Source organism: Streptomyces sp. NPDC046759 (genome assembly GCF_040645475.1).
GTDB lineage: Bacteria > Actinomycetota > Actinomycetes > Streptomycetales > Streptomycetaceae > Streptomyces.
The window spans coordinates 288,631-311,339 of sequence record NZ_JBEYYJ010000007.1; the positions used below are offsets into that span (position 1 = coordinate 288,631).

Sequence of the window (22,709 nt, forward strand, 5' to 3'; positions counted from 1 at the left end):
CCATGCCTTCCCCTCTCACTCATGACGACCCCCACGCGGTCGGTCCCTACCGGCCGATCGCCCGCCTCGGCAGCGGCGGCATGGGCACCGTCTACCTCGCGCGCACCGCGGGCGGCCGTACCGTCGCGCTGAAGACCATGCACGCCCGCATCGCCTCCGACCCGGCCTTCCGCACCCGGTTCCGGCTGGAGACCGATGCGGCCCGGGTCGTGGGGGAGCGGTTCGGCGCCGGGGTGGTCGACGCGGACCCGCGGGCCGAGACGCCCTGGTTCGCCACCGAGTACGTGCTCGGGCCACCGCTCGACGAGGCCGTGGAACTGTGCGGTCCGCTACCCGAGGCGTCCGTACGGGCGCTGGGGGCGGCACTGTGCGGTGCGCTGGGTCAGCTGCACGCCTCGGATGTCGTCCACCGTGACCTCAAGCCCTCCAACATCCTCATCACCGCGTACGGACCGAAGGTCATCGACTTCGGTATCGCCCGCGCTGCAGGCGACGACCATCTCACCCGGGTCGGGGTCGCCGTCGGCACGCCCGCCTTCATGTCGCCGGAACAGGCGAGCGGGCAGGAGCACACGGCTACGGGTGATGTCTTCGCGCTCGCCGGCCTGCTCGTCTTCGCGGCCACCGGGCATCCGCCGTTCGGGCATGGGCAGGCGGCGGATCTGCTGTACCGCGTGCAATACGGCGAGCCCGACCTGAGCGGTGTACCCCACGGCCTGGTGCCGCTCCTCGCGCAGTGCCTGGACAAGAACCCGTTCCGGCGGCCGACGACCGGCTGGCTCGCCTCCCGGCTGCACGACGGAGCAGGCGAGTTCGCCGATCACCTGCCGGACGTGCTCCTGGCCGACATCGGGCGGCGGGCCACCGAGGTCTGGCAGGTCACACCGCAGCGGCTGCCGGCTCCGGCCGAAGCAGCGGTCATGGCACCGACGGCTGCCCCTGCCCGATGGTCCCGTCGTCGGCTGCTGCTCACCGGAGGAGGCGCGGCGCTGGGCGTCGCGGCTGCCGGAACGGCGGCGGCCTGGGCGTGGAGCGACCGGGCCGGCGGCTCGAAGACACAGCCTGCACCCGGGCCCAGCAACAGCCTGTTGCCGAAGAAACAACTCGACTCCCTCTGGCAGATCCAGGTGACTGACCCGGAGAACGCGGACTTCACCGACGAGCCGATGAGCAACTTTCCAGCGCAGTTGCACGCCGTCGACAACCTGGTGGTGCTCATGGTCGGGGACGGTCTGAACGGAGTCATGGCGCGGACCGGGGAGGTCGTCTGGAAGTCGGACGGCATGGAGTACACCTGGCAGTTCGGCTACGACACGGATCGCATCATCGCGATGACGTTCGTGGACGACGGCTACATCCCGCCCGACATCAATGACGAAACTGCCCATGCGTACCCGCTCGCGTTGGCCTCGGCCGACGTCCGCACCGGCAAGGAGGGTGACCCCTTCGCGCAGTTCTCCGATCTCAGGGGCCTCCCGCTGAACCAGGCGCTGTGCGTCGCGGGCGGGGTGCTCTATGCGGTGGCCGGGCGCGGTGAGTTCGACTTCGGCTACCTCGCCTCCCAGTCCTGGTACGTGATCGCGGTCGACATCGGCACGGGCAAGCGGCTGTGGACGGCACCGCTGCCGAGCCGGCGCCAGGCGGCCGCGCACCTGTACTTCCTCGGTGCCTCCGTCGTGGGAAACGGTCTCGTGGCGCTCCAGGAGGCCGACGACGGCAGTGTGCACGCAGTCCTGCGTGACATCCGCACGGGCACCGTGCGCTGGGACCGAAAGCTGGACGGCGTCGAACCGGACCGCGTACGGCAGCCCCTGGTCACCGACGCACAGCACCTGTATGTCGGCGCCGGCCGGCTCAGGGCTCTGCGGCTCAGCGACGGCAGCGTGGCCTGGGACTCCAAGTCGAGGCGGCCCGGCCGTACCTACGGCCTTCCCGCTCTCAGGGACGGCACCTTGTACGCCGTCGAGAAGGGGCTCGGGCTCGTCGCCTTCGACCCGTCGAGCGGGGGCGTCAAGTGGCAGGAGGAGGGCGGGCAGGGAACCACAGCAGATCTGAACGCCGCACCCGTGGTCGGCTCCGACTACGTGTACAGCAAGCGGGGGTCGCGGCTGTGGGCGATCGAACTCTCCTCCCATGCCCCGGCGCACTCCTACCGGACCACCGGCGACCGCTTCATGATCCATGAGAAGGCGGGGGAGATCATCGCGCTGGGCGGCCGATTCCTCGCCGCCTTCCCGCTGCGGTAGGCCGATCGGTGCTGAGAAGAGAGAGCGACAAGCGATGAAACCCCTGGGGACCGGCGACCCGATCCGTCTCGGCCCGTACCGGCTGCTCGGTGTGCTGGGCGAGGGCGGCATGGGCAAGGTGTACGTGGGGCAGGACCACGCGGGCACCGTCGCCGCCGTGAAAGTGCTCCGGCCCGAACTCGCCCATGACACCGGCCTCGCCCAGCGGTTCGTGCGCGAGGCGCTGGCGGCCCAGGCCGTGCGGAGTCCGGGTGTGGCGGCCGTGCTGGGCGCGCAGACCGAGGGCGGACGGCCCTGGATCGCCACCGAGTTCCTCGTCGGACCGACCCTGGACCAGATCGTGGACCGGCTCGGCCCACTGGACGACGCGGCGCTGCGCGCCCTCGCCGCGTCGATTGCCCTTACCCTGCGCGACATCCACGCCGCCGGTTTCGTGCACCGCGACCTCAAGCCGCCGAACATCGTCCTCACCTCGGACGGCCCGAGGGTCATCGACTTCGGCATCGCACGGCCCGAGCACGGGCTGACGCTCACCACCACCGGCCAGATCCCGGTCACGCCGGGGTACGGAGCCCCCGAGCAGGTGCTCGGGCACAGGGTCTCCGCAGCCGCCGACGTCTTCTCCCTCGGCGCCGTCCTCGTGTACGCGGGCACCGGGCACCGGGCGTTCGAGGGCACACATGTGGCTGCCGTGCAGTACGAGGTCGTCCACGGCGAGCCGCGCTGGCACGGGCTCTCCCCCGAACAGCACGCCCTGATCGCCCCGTGTCTCGCCAAGGAGGCGGCGGGGCGGCCCACGCCGGAGCAGATCGCCGGTGCCTTCGCCCCGCCCAAGAAGTCCGGCACGGTGTGGAAGCGCGGGTCCGTGGCGGACGCGATCAGGGAGAGGGAGCATGAGCTGCGGGAACTGACCGCGCCGCTGTTGACGACGCAGGCCGGGGCGGCGCCGAGCCGGCGAAGACTCCTCACCGGGTTCGCGGCCGGTGGCGCTCTGCTCGTGGCGTCCGGCGGCACCGGATGGTGGCTGCTGCGGGACGGCGGCCCGAGCAGGAAGGACCTGTTCACCATCCCGCCTGCGGCGAAGACACCGGCGGCACGCATCCTTTCGGCCGACGACGGCGACTACATCGTCGGTGACCCGGTGAAGCCGCTCTGGAAGCACGATGCGGCGGTGGCCACCGACTCGCCGGCTCCGCTGGCGGTCCGGGACGTCGTCATCGCCGGTACCGCGGCCGGCGGCATCGCGGCGTTCAACGTCGTCGACGGCAAGCGTCGCTGGCAGGCCGCGGACATGGAGATGACCAGCCGTTGGCTCTCGCTCTCCGACCGGCTGCTCGTGGCCGCCGACAAGGAAGGCACGCTCCACACCTTCGTCCCGTCCACGGGCGAGCCGAAGTGGACGGCGAAGGCCGGCGCCAAGGCGCTGCTGGCCGCCGACGAGGAGGCGGTGTACGTCCTGACGAAGGACCACCGGCTGCGTTCGGTGGGGCGCTTTGACGCGAGGATCCGCTGGACCGTGTCACCACCGGAGCGGTTCCGAACCGGCGTCTACGCGCAGGGCGCGGCCGGCAGCGGAACACTGGTCGTCGCGACCGCCGGTGGACATGCTCTGGCGGTCAGCACGAAGACCGGCCGCACTCTCTGGGCGCTGTACAACCAGGCGAGGAAGAATCAAATCGTTCCGACCGTCCGCAACGGTGTCGTCTACCTCAATGGCAAGTCGCTGTCCGCGCGGAGAGTCTCGGACGGCAAGGAACTCTGGCAGGAGACGGACTCATACGCGGACCCGCCGGAGTACGGCCCTGCCGAGGTCTCAGGCGATTCCGTGTACGCGACCATCGGGGGCGATGTCAGCCGGTTTCCCCTCCGCGGCGGCCAAGAGCAGTGGTCGTCGTCGGAGGATGGCCAGGGCCCGGTTCTGGTTCAGGGCAACGGCGTCTGGGTGATCGACCAGCAGTACAACGGCACCACGGTGCGTACCCTGAGCATCAAGGACGGCTCGCAGGGCTGGAGTTACGACGTCCTTTCGTTCCTGGGTGTCAAGATCCCGGTCAGCCTCGCGGTCGGCGGCAATCGGGCCTTCGCCACGGCCGGCGGTTCCCTGATCGCCTTCCCGGTCTTCTGACCACGCCGCCCACCAGAACGCCGGATCCGGCGGTCCGATCGGACCGCCGGATCCGGCGTATGCGCAGAACTCCAGGGGGACGTCAGTACTCCACGTCCACCAGCCCCGTCTGGACCAACGGCTTCCCCCGCTTCCGCGACACGAAGACGCCCCGTCCCGCGGGCATCGGCCGCGGCCGGACGCCGCCGAGGATGTCGCCTTCCGCCGGGTCGCCGGCCAGGACGATCCCCTGGGCGCCGAGTTCCTTCATGCGCTGCATGAACGGCTCGTAGGAGGCGCGGCTCGCGCCTGCGGACGAGCGGGCGATGATGAAGCGGACGCCGACGTCGCGAGCGAAGGGCAGCATTTCCGTCAGGCCGTTGAGCGGGTTGCCGCTGGACGTGGAGACGAGGTCGTAGTCGTCGATCACGACGAAGACCTGCGGGCCCCGCCACCAGCTCCGGTCCCGCAGCTGCTGCGGTGTGACGTCCGCCGTGGGGGTGCGGCGCTGCATGAGGTCGGCCAGGGCCGTCATGTGGTGGTCCATCTGGCTGGACATCGGGATGTACTCCGCCAGATGGGAAGCGGGGGTGATGTCCAGGAGCGAACGGCGGTTGTCGACCACGAAGAACTTCGCCTCGTCGCCGCCGTACCGCAGCGACAGCTGCTTGAGCAGCAGTCGCAGCAGGTTGGACTTGCCGGACTCGCTCTCGCCGAAGACGAGGAAGAACGGGTCCTGTTCGAAGTCGAGGAACACCGGCTCCAGGTTGTCCTCGTCCTGCGCGAAGGCGACACCCTGCTTCGGGAAGCGGTCGCCCGGCGGCAGCTGGACCGCCTCCAGCCGGCGCGGCAGCAGCCGCACCTTGGGCGCGCCCGGTGCCTGCCAGTGACGGCCGACCTCGGTGGACAGCGCCGCCGTGGCCTCGGCCAGGTCGGTGTCGGACGTCAGACCGTCGATGCGCGGCACGGCCGCCATGAAGTGCAGCTTCTGGGGGGACAGACCACGGCCGGGAACGCCGGTGGGGACGTTCACCGCCACCTTGCGGTCGATCTCCGAGTCCATGACGTCGCCCAGGCGCAGCTCCAGGCGGTTCATCAGGTGGTCCTTGAGGTTCGCCCGGACCTCCATGGAGCGGGACGCCGTGATCACGACGTGGATGCCGTAGCCGAGGCCGCGCGCGGCGATGTCCAGGACCGCCGGTTCCAGGGCCTCGTAGTCGGTGCGGAAGTTGCCCCAGCCGTCGATGATCAGGAAGACGTCGCCCCAGGGCTGGTCGGTGACCGAGATCTCGCCGCGGGCGCGGCGGCTGCGGTAGTCGGCGATCGAGGCGATGCCGGCGGAGCGGAAGTACTCCTCGCGGCGGGTCAGGACGCCGTACACCTCGGAGACCGTGCGGCGGACCCGTTCCGGATCCAGGCGGGAGGCCACACCACCCACGTGCGGCAGGCCGTCCACCGCCGCCATACCGCCACCACCGAAGTCCAGGCCGTAGAACTGCACCTCGTGCGGCGTGTGGGTGAGGGCGAAGGAGCAGATCAGGGAGCGCAGGAGGGTCGACTTGCCGGACTGCGGGCCACCGATGATCTGCATGTGGCCCGCGGCGCCCGAGAAGTCGAGCATCAGCCGGTCGCGGCGCTGCTCGTACGGCTTGTCGACCAGGCCGACCGGGACGATCAGGCGGCCGGCGCCCTCGTAGTTCGGCTGGGTCAGACCGCGGCCCTGCACCGCAGCGAGGCCGGGCAGCAACGCGTCCAGCGAGGGCGGGCTCTCCAGCGGCGGCAGCCACACCTGGTGCGCCGCCGGGCCTTGGGCCTCCAGCCGGCGCACGATCACGTCGAGGACCGTGTCGGCGAGCGCCTCGTCGACCTCGGTGGCCGGCGCGGTGCGCTGCTGGGGGATGGCGGTGTACTGCACGGGCACCTCGGTGGCCGTGAACAGGACCGGGCGCCGGTCCACCGGCAGGGGGCCGCCGCCCAGCGATGCGCGCTGCGGGCCCGACCGGTACACGCCGGAGACGTACGCCGCCTTGAAGCGGACCATTTCGTCCGTGCCGAACTTCAGGAAGCCGGAACCGGGCACGTTCGGGAGTTCGTAGGCGTCGGGGACGCCCAGCGCGGCGCGTGACTCCGCCGCGGAGAACGTACGCAGACCGATGCGGTAGGACAGATACGTCTCCAGGCCGCGCAGGCGGCCCTCCTCCAGGCGCTGCGAGGCCAGCAGCAGATGCACGCCCAGCGAACGGCCGATCCGGCCGATCTGCACGAACATCTCGATGAAGTCCGGTTTGGCGGTCAGCAGTTCGCTGAACTCGTCGATCACCAGGACGAGTGAGGGGATCGGCTGCAGCGGGGCGCCCGCCGCACGTGCCTTCTCGTAGTCATGGATGTTGGCGTAGTTGCCCGCGTCACGCAGCAGTTCCTGGCGGCGGTTGAGCTCACCACGGATCGAGTCGCCCATGCGGTCGACCAGAGTGAGGTCGTCGGCCAGGTTGGTGATGACCGCGGCGACGTGCGGCATCTGTGCCATGCCGGCGAAGGTCGCGCCACCCTTGAAGTCGGCGAGGACGAAGTTCAGCGTCTCGGAGGAGTGCGTGACGGCGAGGCCCAGCACGAGGGTCCGCAGCAGCTCGGACTTGCCGGAGCCGGTCGCACCGATGCACAGACCGTGCGGGCCCATGCCTTCCTGGGCCGCCTCCTTGAGGTCCAGCATGACGGGGCGGCCGTCCTCGCCGACGCCGATCGGTACGCGCAGGCGCTCCGCCAGCGCGCGCGGGCGCCAGGTCCGCTTGGTGTCGACCGACGCAGCGTCTCCCAGGCCCAGCAGGTCGGTGAACTCCAGGTTGGCGAGCAGCGGTTGGTCGTCGTCGCCACCGGACGCCATGCGCAGCGGCGCCAGTTGCCGCGCCAGCGCTTCGGCGGACTCGTAGGAGAGGGCGTCCGGGAGGCCCTCGTAGATTTCGCCGTGCCCGGACTCCAGGCGCAGCGCGCCCGGCTGGACGACCACGTTCAGGTCGCCACCCGCGGTCGTGAGTTCGCCGGGTACGACCTCGACCACCGTGACGCCCTGCAGCCCCTCGGGGTTGGCGAGGACCGAGTCCGGCAGGAGGGAGATGTCGTCGAGGACGAACACGATGTGCGGCGCGTCCAGCAGCGGCGACGCGCCGGGGTGGAAACGGGGACGGCCGGTCAGCCGGAGGGACAGCAGGTCCTCCAGCCGGCGCGGGTCGGTGCCGATCAGCCTGCGGCTGCCCGCGCCGTCCACCTCGTCGGTGGCCTGCACATGCGGCAGCCACTTCGCCCAGTCCCAGTGGGCCAGCGCCTCCCGGCCCGTGGCCACCGCGATGATCAGGTCCTCCGAGGAGTGCAGGGAGGCCAGCGAGCCGACCAGTGCACGGGCGCAGGACCGTACGGACTGCGGTTCACCGCTGATCGTGACGTGGTAGAAGGCGCGCAGGGACACCGCCATCGGCAGGTCGCCGACGGTCTCGTGCGTGGCGAGGAAGCGCTGCATCGCGCCTGCGGTCAGCGGCTCCAACTGTTCGACGGGCCCCGTCTCCGGGGAGATGAGCGGAGTCGCCAGCGGCTGCGGGCCCAGGCCGATGCGCACGTGCGCGAAGTCCTCGTCGCCCGGCCGCCGCTCCCAGACCCGGCTGCCCTCGGCGACGAGTGCCCACAGCTGCTCGGGGGAGGGGTGCAGGTAGTACTGCGCGTCCCGCTGCGCCTTAGCCGTCTTCACGGCGGCCATGCGGGTCTGCGACAGATAGCTGAGGTAGTCGCGTCGCAGGTCGGCCAGTTGGCCCTGGGAGCCACGGCGGAAGCGGACCACCATCGCGATGGACATCGCCACGGTCGACGCGATCATGATCATGCCCATGATCTTCATGAACGGCTGGCCGTTCGTGAAGAAGAACACCACCGAGCCGCCCATGCCGAGCGTGGGCAGGAGCTGCATCAGCACGCTCTCCTGGTGCCCCCGCGGCAATTCGGGCGGTGGCTGGACAACGACCTCTTCCGTGGGCACTTCGGAGGGAAGCGCCCTAGCGGGGCGCTTGACGACGATCTGGCTCACTGCTCACCAATTCCCTTGCCCGACCCAGGCTTTCCGTCCGCCGCCCCGTGTCCGGCGGACGCAGGCCGCCGCGTGATCCTACTGAGTTCACGGCACACGGGTGAGCGGTAGGGTGCCGGATGTTCGCGTGAGCACACGCCGAGCAGGCAGGCATACCGGGACAAGCCCCTCGATGTCGAGGCGGGAAGGGCCCGGAACCTCGCCGTACGTCGCCCGTGCCGCCACGCACGGGGCGAACCGCCACGAGACTTTCACGAAGCAGACGCACCACCACCACTGAGGGGGAGCAGCAGGTGAGCATGACGGCCGCCGCCACCGGCGGATCCGGAACGGGAACTCCCGCCGGGTCCGGCACCGGACTCGGCTTCTGCCGGGTCACCATCGTCGCGCCCGACAGCCGTATCGACGTGGCACTGCCCGACGACGTTCCGGTCGCCGACCTCTATCCGGAAATCCTCCGGCTGTCGCAGCAGAGCTCCGAGGCGGGCGCCCCGGTCGGCTACCACCTCGTCCGCACCAACGGGACCGTGCTGGAAAGCGCCCGCTCCTTCGCGGCCCAGCGGATTCTCGACGGTGAGCTCCTCACCCTGCGCCCGTTCGCGGAATCCCTGCCGCCGGCCGTCTACGACGACGTCGCGGAGGCTGTCGCCTCCGCCGTCACCAAGCAGCACAAGCTGTGGAGCGCAGACCTGACCCGGACCGCGGGTCTCGTGGGCGGCGCGGCGCTGCCGACGCTGCTCGCGTTCGTCGCCTGGACCGCCGACCCCCGTCACGACATGCACGGCCTGGCCGGCATCCTCGCCGCCGTCGCCGGCGTCCTCCTGGTCGTGCTTTCCGCGGTTCGCGCCCGCGTCTACGACGACCGCGGCTCGGCCGTCGCCCTCGGCCTCGGCGCCCTGTCCAACATCGGTGTCGCGGGCAGCGGACTGCTGCCGCTGATGCACGGGGAGGGCATCGGCAGGCTGCAGTTCCTGCTGGCCTGCGCCGCCGTCCTCGTCGCAGCCCTGATGCTCGCCCTGTGCTCCCCGTACGGCGACGGGCCGTTCGTGGCCTTCGTGTTCGCCTCGGCGATCGCCCTGATCGTCGCCTTCGCCGCCACCCTGACCAACTGGTCCCCGACCCAGATGGCAGCCGTGTGTGCGCCTGCCGCCGTGGGGGCGCTGGCTTTCCTGCCCGGCATGTCCATGCGCTTCGCACGGCTGCCGATCGGCTTCGAGAACCCCAGCAGCGGCCCCGCCCGCTCCGCCTACGGCACCGAGTCCGGCACGCCCGAACCCGTGGACACGGAGCGGATCGGTGCCCAGGCCCGACGCGGTCACGAACTCCTCGTCGGCCTGGTCGGCGGCTGCGCGGTCCTCGCCGTCGGGGCCTGCGCGGTCCTCGGCTTCTCCGACGACGTCTGGGCTCAGGTGCTCGCACTCGCCACCGGTGTCGCGATGCTGATGCGCGCCGGGCTCTTCCGGTACACCGCCCAGGTCGCGCCCGTTCTGGGCGCCGGCCTCGCCTGTCTGGTCCTGCTCGGCCTCGGCCTCGCCCTGAACCCGCCACACCGTGTGATGCTCGAGGCGCTCACCGGCGACCGTACCGACCTGGACATCCGCACCATCTGGCTGATCGCGGCCATCGCCGCGGCCTCGGCGGTGGTCACGGCGCTGGGCCTGATCCTGCCGCGCGGCGGACTGACCCCGTTCTGGGGCCGCTTCCTGGAGATCTGCGAAGGGTTCGTCCTGCTGACCCTGATTCCGCTGACCTTGGCCGTCTTCAACGTGTACGCGACCGCCCGGGCCATGACCAGCAAATGACCCACTCGGTGACGGCAGCGGGCCCGTGCTCCTCCAGGGGCCCGGGCCCGCTGCCGTCACCGTCCGGCGACGCTCACTGCGCCGCGAGCCCCCCGTTGGGCTCGCCGTCCTCCAGGTCGAACTCCCCGTCCCGCGCACCCAGCACGAACGCCCGCCACTCGGCCTCGGTGTAGCGCAGCACGGTGTCGTGGTCGAGGGACGAACGCATGGCCACGGCCCCGCCGGGCAGGTACGCGATCTCGACCCGCTCCTCGTGCTCCTCCGTACCGGGCGCGCACTGCCACTCCACGCCCGAGATGTCGAGCGCGTACAGCTCGTCCCGCTCCCGCTCCTTGCGCGCCTTGACGTCTTCCTGTGATTCCGGCGCCGGCGCCCCGGTGCTCGTGCCCTGTGTCTCGGCCATGGTGAAGCGGCCCCCTTCGGCGTACGGACAGCGTTGCGGTGTCACCCTACTGGGAGGGCACGCATGCGTACCGTGAAATCGCCTGGTCAACGCCCGCAGGAGGGCGCCCGCCGGACAAGCGGGGCAAGGGGCGGCCGCCTGTGCCCGGGGAGCGGAGGTTTCGTCACAGGCACGCAACGAGCGTGCGCATGCCGGGTCGTCGTCCTGGTCGTGGCGGTCATCGCGCTCCTGGTCTGGAACGCCGGGCGCAACCGGTGACACGGACGGCCGAAGCGTGCTGGTACCCTCAGTGACGGCCGTTTGTGTACGCACCCCCGGAGCCTTCGGTTCTGGTGGCCGCGCCCAGCGGATCCCGCCTCCCGAGTAACGGAAGCTCCCCCGAGATGTAGACCGGGGGCACTCGGTGGCACTCAAGAGACTATGAGGAGTACGCGTGTCGCTCGACGCCGCTACGAAGAAGCAGATCATCGCCGAGTTCGGTGCCAAGGAGGGTGACACCGGCTCCCCCGAGGTCCAGGTCGCTCTGCTCTCCCGTCGGATCTCCGACCTGACCGAGCACCTCAAGACCCACAAGCACGACCACCACTCCCGTCGTGGCCTGCTGATCCTGGTCGGTCAGCGCCGCCGCCTTCTCCAGTACCTGGCGAAGAAGGACATCCAGCGCTTCCGTACGCTGGTCGACCGCCTCGGCATCCGCCGTGGTGCGGCGGGCGCCAAGTAGGACGCCGTGAAGGGAGCGGTTCCCGGTAGCACCCGGGGACCGCTCCCTTCGTCGTACACACGGAAACGTGCGGAGTGTCACTCACGCTTTGTAGTGTGGTAGCACAACGCAATACGCACGACACAGAACGACGTACGGCACAGAACGACGTACGACACAGAACGAGGAGAAGCGCACCTCGCCGCCGCCGGTCCTCGGTAGTGGCCCCCGGGGGATGCGAGCCCCGGGTGCTTCGATCGAAGACCGGCCCGCACCAGACGGAGCGCTTCTCCGCCACCGTCCCCCTGCCACACGGGCAGCCAAGGGACGAAAGACGATACGTAACGGAGAAAACGCTAGTGGAGAACGAGACCCACTACGCCGAGGCCGTCATCGACAACGGTCCCTTCGGCACCCGCACCATCCGCTTCGAGACCGGCCGCCTGGCCAAGCAGGCAGCCGGTTCCGCCGTGGCGTACCTGGACGACGACACCATGGTGCTGTCGGCCACCACCGCCTCCAAGAACCCCAAGGACCAGCTCGACTTCTTCCCGCTCACGGTGGACGTCGAGGAGCGGATGTACGCCGCCGGCAAGATCCCCGGCAGCTTCTTCCGCCGTGAGGGCCGTCCCTCCGAGGACGCCATCCTCACCTGCCGCCTGATCGACCGCCCGCTGCGCCCGTCCTTCAAGAAGGGCCTGCGCAACGAGATCCAGGTCGTCTGCACGGTCATGGCGCTCAACCCCGACCACCTGTACGACGTCGTGGCGATCAACGCCGCGTCCGCGTCCACGCAGCTGGCCGGCCTGCCCTTCTCCGGCCCGATCGGCGGCGTCCGCGTCGCGCTGATCCGCGGCCAGTGGGTCGCGTTCCCGACGCACACCGAGCTCGAGGACGCCGTCTTCGACATGGTCGTCGCCGGTCGCGTCCTGGAGGACGGCGACGTCGCGATCATGATGGTCGAGGCCGAGGCCACCGAGAAGACCATCAAGCTGGTCGAGGGTGGCACCGAGGCGCCGACCGAGGAGGTCGTCGCCGCCGGTCTGGAGGCCGCCAAGCCCTTCATCAAGGTCCTGTGCCGCGCCCAGTCCGACCTCGCCGCCAAGGCCGCCAAGCCGACCGGCGAGTTCCCGATCTTCCTGGACTACCAGGACGACGTCCTGGAGGCGCTGACCGCCGCGGTCAAGCCCGAGCTCGCCCAGGCGCTCACCATCGCCGGCAAGCAGGAGCGCGAGGCCGAGCTGGACCGCGTCAAGGGGCTCGCCGCCGAGAAGCTCCTGCCGGAGTTCGAGGGCCGCGAGAAGGAGATCTCCGCCGCGTACCGCTCGCTGACCAAGACCCTGGTCCGTGAGCGCGTCATCAAGGAGAAGAAGCGCATCGACGGCCGTGGCGTGACGGACATCCGTACGCTCGCCGCCGAGGTCGAGGCGATCCCGCGGGTGCACGGCTCCGCGCTGTTCGAGCGTGGCGAGACCCAGATCCTGGGCGTCACCACCCTCAACATGCTCCGCATGGAGCAGCAGCTGGACACCCTCTCCCCGGTGACCCGCAAGCGCTACATGCACAACTACAACTTCCCGCCGTACTCCACCGGTGAGACCGGCCGCGTCGGCTCCCCGAAGCGCCGCGAGATCGGCCACGGCGCCCTCGCCGAGCGCGCGCTCGTGCCGGTGCTGCCCTCGCGCGAGGAGTTCCCCTACGCGATCCGCCAGGTGTCCGAGGCCCTCGGCTCCAACGGCTCGACGTCCATGGGCTCGGTCTGCGCCTCCACCATGTCGCTGCTGAACGCCGGTGTGCCGCTGAAGGCCCCGGTCGCCGGTATCGCCATGGGCCTGATCTCCCAGGAGATCGACGGCGAGACGCACTACGTCACCCTCACCGACATCCTCGGTGCCGAGGACGCCTTCGGCGACATGGACTTCAAGGTCGCCGGCACCAAGGAGTTCGTGACCGCCCTCCAGCTCGACACCAAGCTGGACGGCATCCCGGCCTCCGTCCTGGCCGCGGCCCTCAAGCAGGCCCGCGACGCCCGCCTGCACATCCTCGACGTGATGATGGAGGCCATCGACCGGCCCGACGAGATGAGCCCGCACGCTCCGCGGATCATCACCGTCAAGATCCCGGTCGACAAGATCGGCGAGGTCATCGGCCCCAAGGGCAAGATGATCAACCAGATCCAGGAGGACACGGGCGCCGAGATCACCATCGAGGACGACGGCACGATCTACATCGGTGCCGCCGACGGTCCCTCGGCGGAGGCCGCCCGCGCCACGATCAACGGCATCGCCAACCCGACGATGCCCGAGGTCGGCGAGCGCTACCTGGGTACGGTCGTCAAGACGACCACCTTCGGTGCGTTCGTCTCCCTGCTGCCCGGCAAGGACGGTCTGCTGCACATCTCGCAGATCCGCAAGCTCGCCGGCGGCAAGCGCGTGGAGAACGTCGAGGACGTCCTCGGTGTGGGCCAGAAGGTCCAGGTCGAGATCGCCGAGATCGACTCCCGCGGCAAGCTCTCCCTCGTTCCGGTGATCGAGGGCGAGGAAGGCGACGAGCAGGACAAGGACGACGCCGAGCAGTGACGTCCCGTAGCTCCAAGGCGACGGCCCGCACCTCTCCGGAGGCGCGGGCCGTCGCCCGTACCCAAACCCTCATCAAGGGGCAGAACGGCATCGGCACCGTCCGCAAGACCACCCTCCCGGGCGGCCTGCGCATCGTCACCGAGACCCTGCCCTCGGTCCGCTCCGCGACCTTCGGTATCTGGGCGCACGTCGGCTCCCGCGACGAGACCCCGGCCCTGAACGGCGCCACGCACTACCTGGAGCACCTGCTCTTCAAGGGCACCCACCGGCGCAGCGCGCTGGACATCTCCTCCGCCGTCGACGCCGTCGGCGGCGAGATGAACGCGTTCACGGCCAAGGAGTACACGTGCTACTACGCGCGCGTGCTCGACACCGACCTGCCGCTCGCCATCGACGTCGTGTGCGACATGCTCACCGGCTCGCTGATCCTCGAGGAGGACGTCGACGTCGAACGCGGCGCGATCCTCGAAGAGATCGCCATGACCGAGGACGACCCGGGCGACTGTGTGCACGACCTGTTCGCGCACACCATGTTCGGCGACAACGCGCTGGGCCGCCCGGTCCTCGGCACGGTCGACACGGTCAACGCCCTCACCGCCGACCGCATCCGCCGCTTCTACCGCAAGCACTACGACCCCACCCACCTGGTGGTCGCCTGCGCCGGCAACATCGACCACAACAAGGTCGTACGACAGGTCCGCGCGGCCTTCGAGAAGGCGGGCGCCCTCACGGCCCTGGACGTGCAGCCCATCGCCCCGCGCGACGGCAGCCGTACGATCCGCACCTCCGGCAAGGTCGAGCTGCTCGGCCGCAAGACCGAGCAGGCGCACGTCGTCCTCGGCATGCCGGGCCTGGCCCGCACCGACGACCGCCGCTGGGCGATGGGCGTGCTCAACACCGCCCTCGGCGGTGGCATGTCGTCCCGCCTGTTCCAGGAAGTCAGGGAGAAGCGGGGCCTCGCCTACAGCGTGTACTCGTACACCTCCGGCTTCGCCGACTGCGGCCTGTTCGGCGTGTACGCCGGCTGCCGTCCGAGCCAGGTGCACGACGTGCTGCGGATCTGCCGCGACGAACTCGACCACGTCGCCGCGAACGGCCTCACCGACGACGAGATCGCCCGCGCCATCGGCCAGCTCCAGGGATCGACCGTCCTCGGGCTGGAGGACACCGGCGCGCTGATGAACCGCATCGGCAAGAGTGAGCTGTGCTGGGGCGAGCAGATGTCCGTCGACGACATGCTGGACCGGATAGCTGCGGTCACCCCGGACGAGGTCCGCTCGGTCGCCCGCGACATCCTGGGACAGCGCCCGTCGCTCTCGGTCATCGGCCCGCTGAAGGACAAGCAGGCCGCGCGGCTGCACGACGCCGTCGCCTAACCACCTCCCGGTCACTCCCAAAGGAAGCAAGAGATGAGCAAGCTGCGCGTGGCGGTCCTCGGTGCCAAGGGCCGGATCGGGTCCGAGGCGGTGAGGGCGGTCGAGGCCGCCGAGGACATGGAGCTGGTCGCCGCCCTCGGCCGGGGCGACACGCTTCAGGCGCTGACGGCGGCCGGCGCCCAGGTCGCCGTGGAGCTGACCACCCCGGACTCCGTCATGGACAACCTCGACTTCTGCGTGCGCCACGGCATCCACGCGGTCGTCGGTACGACGGGCTGGACCGAGGAGCGCCTCGCGCAGCTGAAGGAGTGGCTCGGCCGCTCCCCGCAGACCGGCGTGCTGATCGCGCCGAACTTCTCCATCGGCGCCGTCCTGACGATGAAGTTCGCGCAGATCGCCGCGCCGTACTTCGAGTCGGTCGAGGTCGTCGAGCTGCACCACCCGAACAAGGTGGACGCCCCGAGCGGTACGGCGACCCGCACCGCCCAGCTCATCGCCGAGGCCCGCCGGGCGGCCGGCACGGCCCCGGCGCCGGATGCCACGGTGACCGCCCTGGACGGCGCCCGGGGCGCCAGCGTCGCCGGTGTCCCGGTCCACGCCGTCCGGCTGCGCGGCCTCCTGGCCCACCAGGAGGTGCTGCTCGGCGGCGAGGGGGAGACCCTGACCATCCGCCACGACTCCCTGCACCACAGCAGCTTCATGCCCGGCATCCTGCTCGGCGCCCGCCGCGTGGTCTCCGCTCCCGGCCTCACCCTGGGCCTGGAAAACTTCCTCGACCTGAGCTGAAACCGTCCTGCGATGCGCGCGAAGATCACTTACCTCGTCACGGCCGCCGTCCTGGTCTTCTATTTCGTCCTGGTCGGCAGCCGCGGCGTGATGCTCATAGAGAACGGCACGGTCGTCACCGTCACCTTCGGGGTCGCGGTGCTGATCCTGCCCGTCATCGGCCTGTGGTTCCTGTGGAAGAACACCCAGTTCGTCCGCAGGGCCAACGCTCTGGCCGCCGAACTGGACGCCGAGGGCGCACTGCCCGTGGACGAGCTGAAGCGGACTCCCAGCGGCCGTATCGACCGCGACTCGGCCGACGAGGTCTTCGCCAAGCGCCGGGCCGAGACCGAAGCCTCCCCCGACGACTGGCGCTGCTGGTTCCGGCTCGCCGTGGCCTACCACGACGCCCGCGACACCCCCCGCGCCCGCAAGGCCATGCAAAGGGCCATCGCCCTGCACGACGGAAAGCCGGCCGGGGCCTAGGCCCTGGCCCTCATCGCCCGGGAATGCTGCCCCCGCCGTCCACGCCGAGCTGCTGCCCGGTGACGAACCCGGCGTCCTCGCTCAGCAGGAAGGCGATCGCCGCGGCCACCTCCTCCGGGCGGCCGAGGCGTCCCGCGGGCACCGAACGCAGCACCCTGGCCTCTTCCGCACCGCCCACGGGGTGCGAGGCGCGGAAGAGGTCGGTCTCCACCGGACCGGGAGCCACCGCGTTGACCGTCACCCCGTCCGCCGCCAGTTCCAGCGCCCAGGTCCGGGTCAGCCCCACCAGCGCGCTCTTGGCAGCCGCGTAGCTGCTGCGCCGGCGCGCGCCGTGCACCGAGCGGCTCGTCACATTGACGATCCGGCCCCAGCCGCGCTCCCGCATCCCGCCGACGCAGGCCTGGGTGACCTGTACGGCGGCGCGCACGTTCAGGTCGTACACGGCCTGCAGGGTGTCGAGCCTGATCTCGCCGAGCGGTTCCGGCACGGCGATGCCGACGTTGTTGACGACGGCGTCCACGTGCTCCGCACGCGTCACGCCCGCCAGCCACTCCCGCGTGGCCTCCGCATCGGCGAGGTCGCAGGAGTACAGCTCGCCCGGGAAATCACCGGCAGGGGCGCCGCGGGCGACTCCCAGCACCCGGTGCCCCGAGGCGGCGAGACGGTGCGCGGTGGCCAGTCCGATCCCCTTCGACGCTCCGGTGATCAGCACGGTACGTCCGGACAACAGCGGTCTCCCTTCCTCGCGCGTGAACACCCCGTTCTCGTGCGTGAACACCCCGCGGCCGATCCCGGCACCGTTCCCGCGTGCCGTGTCCGCGGTCGGGTGCGGCGAAGGGGCCGCTCCGCAGCACGGCGGACCGGCCCCTCGGGTTCGTCCGGGGTCAGTGGTTGTGGTTCTCCGCCGCCCACGCCTCCACCGTGTCCGCGGCACGGTCGAAGGCGGCCGGGCGGCTCAGGAAGTCCAGCGAGTGCGTGGTCAGCAGCGGCGGGGTGTCCCCGGCCCGCCGGTCCTTGCGCACCAGCACCAGTGCCTGCCCCTGTACCGTCCTCGGCAGCCCCAGCCAGCGCACCGGCTGCTGCACCGTGCGCACCGAGACGACCCGGGCCCAGGGCGCCGTACGCGTCACCAGGAAGCCGACGTGACGCAGTCCCCGCCCGCTCACCCACACGCCCATGCGCAGCAGCCGCAGTGCGCCCGCGATCAACACGAGCCCCGCGGTCAGGACCGCGCCGGCCGAGGACAGCGAGCCGGTCAGGGCGATGAGCACCGCTGCGAACAGCACGAAGGAGGCCAGCAGCAGCACCAGCGCCGCGGCACCCACACGCCAGGGACCGAGGCGGTAGGGACGCCGCCAGCGCTCACGGTCGTCGTAGGGCAGGGCGCTCTCGGAAGGGGCCTCGAAGGCGCGGTCGGCCGTCAGGAAGGACAGGGGCACGGCTGGTCCTCACTCGCTCCTCGCGTGGGCTGTGCCCGGTGAGGCTATCCGCCGGTGTTCCCGCTCACCACCCTCGGGCGGCCGGAAGAGTCAGTGGCCCTGGGAGGCCTGGGACTGCTGCGTCGGCGTGCCGGTCGGCGTGGACATCGCCGGCATACCGATGATCAGGGCTCCCACCAGCCCGGCGACGATCGTCAGTCCCAGCAGCCAACGCCCGGCTATCTCCCCGAACGACGCCCGCGGACGGGGTGGGGGAGTGACATTGCTACGGAATCGGTCCGCCTCGGCCAGGAAGGCGAAGGGTACGGGCTCGCGCCGACGGAACATCGGGGGTGTGTCTCCTTTCGGGGTCGAACGAGCAGGCCTCACCGGTACAGACGCTCGAGTGACACAAAAGGTGCCCATGTCGGAAAAAATCCGTGGTGAGATTTTTGAGGTGAGGTACTGCCGTGGCCCGGGCGGGTGCCCCGTAAGGTGGGCGCAAACCACAGCTGTGATGGGAAGGACCCCAACCCCCGTGACCACCCCCGAGTCGTCGCTCACGTTCCGCAGTGACGTCGCTGTCGAGCTGGTGAAGTCCAGCGCTTCGGACGCCGACGTCCTCTTCGCCGCCCGCGTCTCCACCGCGGGCGAGCAGTCCCTGGACGAGCTGAAGAAGGACCCCGAGCGCTCCAAGGGGCTGATCAACTACCTGATGCGCGACCGGCACGGCAGCCCGTTCGAGCACAACTCGATGACGTTCTTCATCAGCGCCCCGATCTTCGTCTTCCGCGAGTTCATGCGGCACCGGGTCGGCTGGTCGTACAACGAGGAGTCCGGCCGCTACCGGGAGCTCCAGCCGGTCTTCTACGTCCCCGACACGGACCGCAAGCTGGTCCAGGAGGGCCGCCCGGGCAAGTACGTCTTCGTCGAGGGCACCCCGGCCCAGCACCAGGCGGTCAGTGGCACCCTGCGGGAGTCGTACGAGCAGGCGTACACGGCCTACCAGAAGCTCCTCGCCGAGGGCGTCGCCCGGGAAGTCGCCCGCGCGGCTCTCCCCGTCGGCCTCTACTCCTCGATGTACGCCACCTGCAACGCCCGCTCCCTGATGCACTTCCTCGGCCTGCGCACCCAGCACGAGCTGGCCAAGGTGCCGTCCTTCCCGCAGCGGGAGATCGAGATGGTCGGGGAGAAGATGGAGGCGGAGTGGGCCCGACTCATGCCGCTGACGTACGCCGCCTTCAACGCGAACGGGCGTGTGGCCCCGTAGCGAAGCCCTGTTCCCTCTTCCGGAACGGATGTACGGGTCAGCCTCGCGAAGTGTCCGTATTGCGGCATTCAGAGAAGTTCATCTAGCCTGATCAAACGGACCCGGCACTGCTTGAACCCCCGAGCAGGCAGTGCCGGGCTCCGCATTTGTCCTGACTTATCCGGCACCCCGAGGGCAGACCCCCCATTGCGTACCGAGTAGCGTGTTACCCATGGCTCCGACCTCGACTCCGCAGACCCCCTTCGGGCGGGTCCTCACCGCCATGGTCACGCCCTTCACGGCGGACGGCGCACTCGACCTCGACGGCGCGCAGCGGCTCGCCGCCCACCTGGTGGACGCAGGCAACGACGGCCTGATCGTCAACGGGACCACCGGCGAGTCCCCCACCACCAGCGATGCGGAGAAATCGGACCTGGTACGAGCCGTGGTGGAGGCGGTCGGCGACCGTGCCCACGTCGTGGCCGGTGTCGGCACCAACGACACCCACCACAGCATCGAGCTGGCCCGTGAGGCCGAGCGCATCGGCGCGCACGGCCTCCTCGTGGTCACGCCGTACTACAACAAGCCCCCGCAGGAGGGCTTGTACCGGCACTTCACGGCCGTCGCCGACACCACCGGCCTGCCGGTGATGCTGTACGACATCCCCGGCCGCAGCGGCGTCCCGATCAACACCGAGACCCTGGTCCGGCTCGCCGAGCACCCCAGGATCGTCGCCAACAAGGACGCCAAGGGCGACCTCGGCCGCGCCAGCTGGGCCATCGCCCAGTCCGGCCTCGCCTGGTACTCCGGCGACGACATGCTGAACCTCCCGCTGCTCTCCGTGGGCGCGGTCGGCTTCGTATCGGTCGTCGGCCACCTCGTCACCCCCGACCTGCGCGCCCTCGTCGACGCGTACGTCTCCGGTGACGTCGCCAAGGCCACGGAGATCCACCAGAAGCTGCTCCCGGTCTACACGGGCATGTTCCGCACCCAGGGCGTCATGACCACCAAGGCCGCGCTCGCCCTCCAGGGCCTGCCCGCAGGCCCGCTGCGCTCGCCCATGGTCGAGTGCTCACCCGAGGAGATCGCCCAGCTCAAGATCGATCTTGCTGCGGGCGGGGTACAGCTCTGACAACAGACTTGGCACCACCCAGGCTTCACAACTGAAGAACAACAGAAGAGGCGGGCCACCGGTGCCCCCAACCCCACAACGACAACTGCTTCTGCACGAACGTCATGCGCGCCACGTGCCCGACCGGTACGTGGCGCGCGTGGTGAGGAGAGTCTTTTGAGTCATCCGCATCCCGAACTCGGCCCGCCCCCGCCGCTCCCTGAGAGCGGCCTGCGGGTCACCCCGCTCGGCGGTCTCGGCGAGATCGGCCGAAACATGACGGTCTTCGAGTACGGCGGCCGCCTCCTGATCGTCGACTGCGGAGTGCTCTTCCCCGAGGAGGAGCAGCCCGGAATCGACCTGATCCTGCCGGACTTCTCGTCCATCCGGGACCGCCTCGACGACATCGAGGGCATCGTCCTCACGCACGGCCACGAGGACCACATCGGCGGCGTCCCGTTCCTGCTCCGCGAGAAGCCGGACATCCCGCTGATCGGCTCCAAGCTGACCCTCGCCCTCATCGAGGCCAAGCTCCAGGAGCACCGGATCCGTCCGTACACCCTCGAGGTGGCGGAGGGGAACCGCGAGCGCATCGGCCCCTTCGACTGCGAGTTCATCGCCGTCAACCACTCCATCCCGGACGCGCTGGCCGTCGCCATCCGCACCCCCGCAGGCATGGTGGTGCACACGGGCGACTTCAAGATGGACCAGCTCCCACTGGACAACCGCCTCACCGACCTCCACGCGTTCGCGCGGCTGAGCGAGGAAGGCATCGACCTCCTCCTCACCGACTCCACGAACGCCGAGGTCCCCGGCTTCACCCCGCACGAGCGCGACATCTCCAACGTGCTGCGCCAGGTGTTCGCCGGCGCCCGCAAGCGGATCATCGTGGCGAGCTTCGCCAGCCACGTCCACCGCATCCAGCAGATCCTGGACGCGGCCCACGAGTACGGCCGCCGGGTCGCCTTCGTCGGCCGCTCCATGGTCCGCAACATGGGCATCGCGCGGGACCTCGGCTACCTGAAGGTCCCGCCGGGCCTGGTGGTCGACGTGAAGACGCTGGACGACCTGCCGGACCACGAGGTGGTCCTGGTCTGCACGGGATCCCAGGGCGAACCGATGGCGGCCCTGTCCCGCATGGCCAACCGCGACCACCAGATCCGCATCGTCGAGGGCGACACGGTGATCCTGGCGTCGTCGCTCATCCCCGGCAACGAGAACGCGGTCTACCGCGTGATCAACGGCCTGACCCGCTGGGGCGCCAACGTCGTCCACAAGGGCAACGCCAAGGTGCACGTTTCCGGGCACGCGTCCGCGGGCGAGTTGCTGTACTTCTACAACATCTGCCGCCCCAAGAACCTGATGCCGGTACACGGGGAGTGGCGCCATCTGCGGGCGAACGCGGAGCTCGGCGCTCTGACGGGCGTCCCGCACGACCAGATCGTCATCGCCGAGGACGGCGTCGTGGTCGACCTGGTCGAGGGCAAGGCCAAGATCTCCGGCAAGGTCCAGGCCGGTTACGTCTACGTCGACGGGCTCTCCGTCGGCGACGTAGGTGAGCCGGCCCTCAAGGACCGCAAGATCCTCGGCGACGAGGGCATCATCTCGGTCTTCGTGGTCGTGGACTCGTCCACCGGCAAGATCACCGGTGGTCCGCACATCCAGGCGCGTGGCTCCGGCATCGAGGACTCGGCCTTCGCCGACGTCGTCCCGAAGATCACCGAGGCGCTGGAGCGGTCCGCCCAGGACGGCGTCGTGGAGCCCCACCAGCTCCAGCAGCTGGTCCGGCGCAGCCTCGGCAAGTGGGTCTCGGACACCTATCGCCGCAGGCCGATGATCCTCCCGGTGGTCGTGGAGGTCTGACGTCCGTCGGAGCTTCACCCGAGCGGGGCGCCTCGATTTGCATCGGGGCGCCCCGCTCCAGTACGTTTACGGCTCCGCCCAGCCGGGAACCCCAGCACTTCATGCGCTGGACACGAGTGCCCGGTGCGGGTGGGAAAACCGACTCAGAACTTCTGATAAAGTCGGAACCGCTGGAAAGGAAACCGCGAAACAAACGCGGGAGCCTGGAAAGCGCCGAGGAAATCGGATCGAAAAGGTCTGATAGAGTCGGAAACACCGAAGGGAAGCCCGGAGGAAAGCCCGAGAGGGTGAGTACAAAGGAAGCGACCGTTCCTTGAGAACTCAACAGCGTGCCAAAAATCAACGCCAGATATGTTGATACCCCGTCCGTCGGAGTGATCCGATGGTCGAGGTTCCTTTGAAAAACACAGCGAGGACGCTGTGAACAGTCGGATCATTCCTCTGACTGTTCCGCTCTCGTGTGTGTGCACCGGCTGAATTAATTTTCTGGCCGAGTAAACATTCACGGAGAGTTTGATCCTGGCTCAGGACGAACGCT

At 69.9% G+C, this 22,709-nt stretch carries 16 protein-coding genes; 11 read left to right on the plus strand and 5 right to left on the minus strand.

The window, feature by feature from the left end:
- The first annotated feature begins 2 nt into the window (after positions 1 to 2).
- Together ABZ919_RS12865 and ABZ919_RS12870 are read left to right on the plus strand one after the other, a co-directional pair.
- Positions 3 to 2,246 carry a PQQ-binding-like beta-propeller repeat protein gene (locus ABZ919_RS12865; RefSeq protein WP_361246383.1) on the plus strand — a complete coding sequence of 748 codons (2,244 nt, stop codon included), beginning with the start codon at positions 3 to 5 and terminating at the stop codon, positions 2,244 to 2,246.
- Positions 2,247 to 2,280: 34 nt separating this feature from the next.
- Positions 2,281 to 4,371 (plus strand): PQQ-binding-like beta-propeller repeat protein, encoded by a 2,091-nt coding sequence (locus ABZ919_RS12870; RefSeq protein ID WP_361246384.1) that lies wholly within the window; start codon positions 2,281 to 2,283, stop codon positions 4,369 to 4,371.
- 82 nt (positions 4,372 to 4,453) lie between these two features.
- Here the strand turns inward: ABZ919_RS12870 and eccCa are convergent, their stop codons facing one another.
- On the minus strand, positions 4,454 to 8,419 hold the full coding sequence (gene eccCa, locus ABZ919_RS12875) for a type VII secretion protein EccCa (protein WP_361246387.1): 3,966 nt from the start codon (positions 8,417 to 8,419) through the stop codon (positions 4,454 to 4,456).
- A gap of 299 nt (positions 8,420 to 8,718) precedes the next feature.
- Here eccCa and eccD point away from each other — a divergent pair, with 299 nt between their 5' ends.
- Positions 8,719 to 10,221, plus strand: a complete 1,503-nt coding sequence (gene eccD / locus ABZ919_RS12880; protein WP_361246435.1) for a type VII secretion integral membrane protein EccD — start codon at positions 8,719 to 8,721, stop codon at positions 10,219 to 10,221.
- 73 nt (positions 10,222 to 10,294) lie between these two features.
- Here the strand turns inward: eccD and ABZ919_RS12885 are convergent, their stop codons facing one another.
- On the minus strand, positions 10,295 to 10,624 hold the full coding sequence (locus ABZ919_RS12885) for a DUF397 domain-containing protein (RefSeq protein WP_361246390.1): 330 nt from the start codon (positions 10,622 to 10,624) through the stop codon (positions 10,295 to 10,297).
- Between the two features lie 433 nt (positions 10,625 to 11,057).
- Between ABZ919_RS12885 and rpsO the strand changes: the two genes are divergently transcribed.
- The 5 genes from rpsO (at position 11,058) to ABZ919_RS12910 (ending at position 16,530) form a co-directional block, all read left to right on the plus strand.
- A complete protein-coding gene (rpsO, locus tag ABZ919_RS12890; RefSeq protein WP_361246393.1) occupies positions 11,058 to 11,345 on the plus strand; it encodes a 30S ribosomal protein S15 in 288 nt (95 codons plus the stop codon).
- A gap of 338 nt (positions 11,346 to 11,683) precedes the next feature.
- Entirely contained in the window at positions 11,684 to 13,903 is a 2,220-nt protein-coding gene (locus ABZ919_RS12895) for a polyribonucleotide nucleotidyltransferase (protein WP_361246396.1), read from the plus strand.
- The gene (locus ABZ919_RS12900; protein ID WP_361246399.1) at positions 13,900 to 15,279 is read left to right on the plus strand and encodes a pitrilysin family protein; all 1,380 of its coding nucleotides are present in this window, start codon (positions 13,900 to 13,902) and stop codon (positions 15,277 to 15,279) included. Before ABZ919_RS12895 ends, ABZ919_RS12900 begins: the two co-directional genes overlap by 4 nt.
- A 33-nt stretch (positions 15,280 to 15,312) precedes the next feature.
- On the plus strand, positions 15,313 to 16,065 hold the full coding sequence (gene dapB, locus ABZ919_RS12905) for a 4-hydroxy-tetrahydrodipicolinate reductase (protein ID WP_361246401.1): 753 nt from the start codon (positions 15,313 to 15,315) through the stop codon (positions 16,063 to 16,065).
- 12 nt (positions 16,066 to 16,077) lie between these two features.
- Positions 16,078 to 16,530, plus strand: coding sequence for a hypothetical protein (locus ABZ919_RS12910; protein ID WP_361246404.1), 453 nt, complete (start codon positions 16,078 to 16,080; stop codon positions 16,528 to 16,530).
- Positions 16,531 to 16,540: 10 nt separating this feature from the next.
- Here ABZ919_RS12910 and ABZ919_RS12915 read toward each other — a convergent pair whose 3' ends face one another.
- From ABZ919_RS12915 to ABZ919_RS12925, 3 genes are all read right to left on the minus strand, one after another.
- Complete coding sequence (locus ABZ919_RS12915) at positions 16,541 to 17,257, minus strand: SDR family oxidoreductase (RefSeq protein ID WP_361246407.1); 717 nt, start codon at positions 17,255 to 17,257, stop codon at positions 16,541 to 16,543.
- A gap of 157 nt (positions 17,258 to 17,414) precedes the next feature.
- Positions 17,415 to 17,969, minus strand: a complete 555-nt coding sequence (locus ABZ919_RS12920) for a hypothetical protein (protein WP_361246410.1) — start codon at positions 17,967 to 17,969, stop codon at positions 17,415 to 17,417.
- Positions 17,970 to 18,059: 90 nt separating this feature from the next.
- Positions 18,060 to 18,296, minus strand: a complete 237-nt coding sequence (locus tag ABZ919_RS12925; protein WP_361246413.1) for a hypothetical protein — start codon at positions 18,294 to 18,296, stop codon at positions 18,060 to 18,062.
- A gap of 169 nt (positions 18,297 to 18,465) precedes the next feature.
- Here ABZ919_RS12925 and thyX point away from each other — a divergent pair, with 169 nt between their 5' ends.
- From thyX to ABZ919_RS12940, 3 genes are all read left to right on the plus strand, one after another.
- Entirely contained in the window at positions 18,466 to 19,218 is a 753-nt protein-coding gene (gene thyX / locus ABZ919_RS12930; RefSeq protein ID WP_361246416.1) for an FAD-dependent thymidylate synthase, read from the plus strand.
- Between the two features lie 211 nt (positions 19,219 to 19,429).
- Complete coding sequence (dapA, locus tag ABZ919_RS12935) at positions 19,430 to 20,329, plus strand: 4-hydroxy-tetrahydrodipicolinate synthase (protein WP_361246418.1); 900 nt, start codon at positions 19,430 to 19,432, stop codon at positions 20,327 to 20,329.
- Between the two features lie 156 nt (positions 20,330 to 20,485).
- Positions 20,486 to 22,171 carry a ribonuclease J gene (locus ABZ919_RS12940; RefSeq protein ID WP_361246421.1) on the plus strand — a complete coding sequence of 562 codons (1,686 nt, stop codon included), beginning with the start codon at positions 20,486 to 20,488 and terminating at the stop codon, positions 22,169 to 22,171.
- The last annotated feature ends 538 nt before the right edge of the window (positions 22,172 to 22,709 follow it).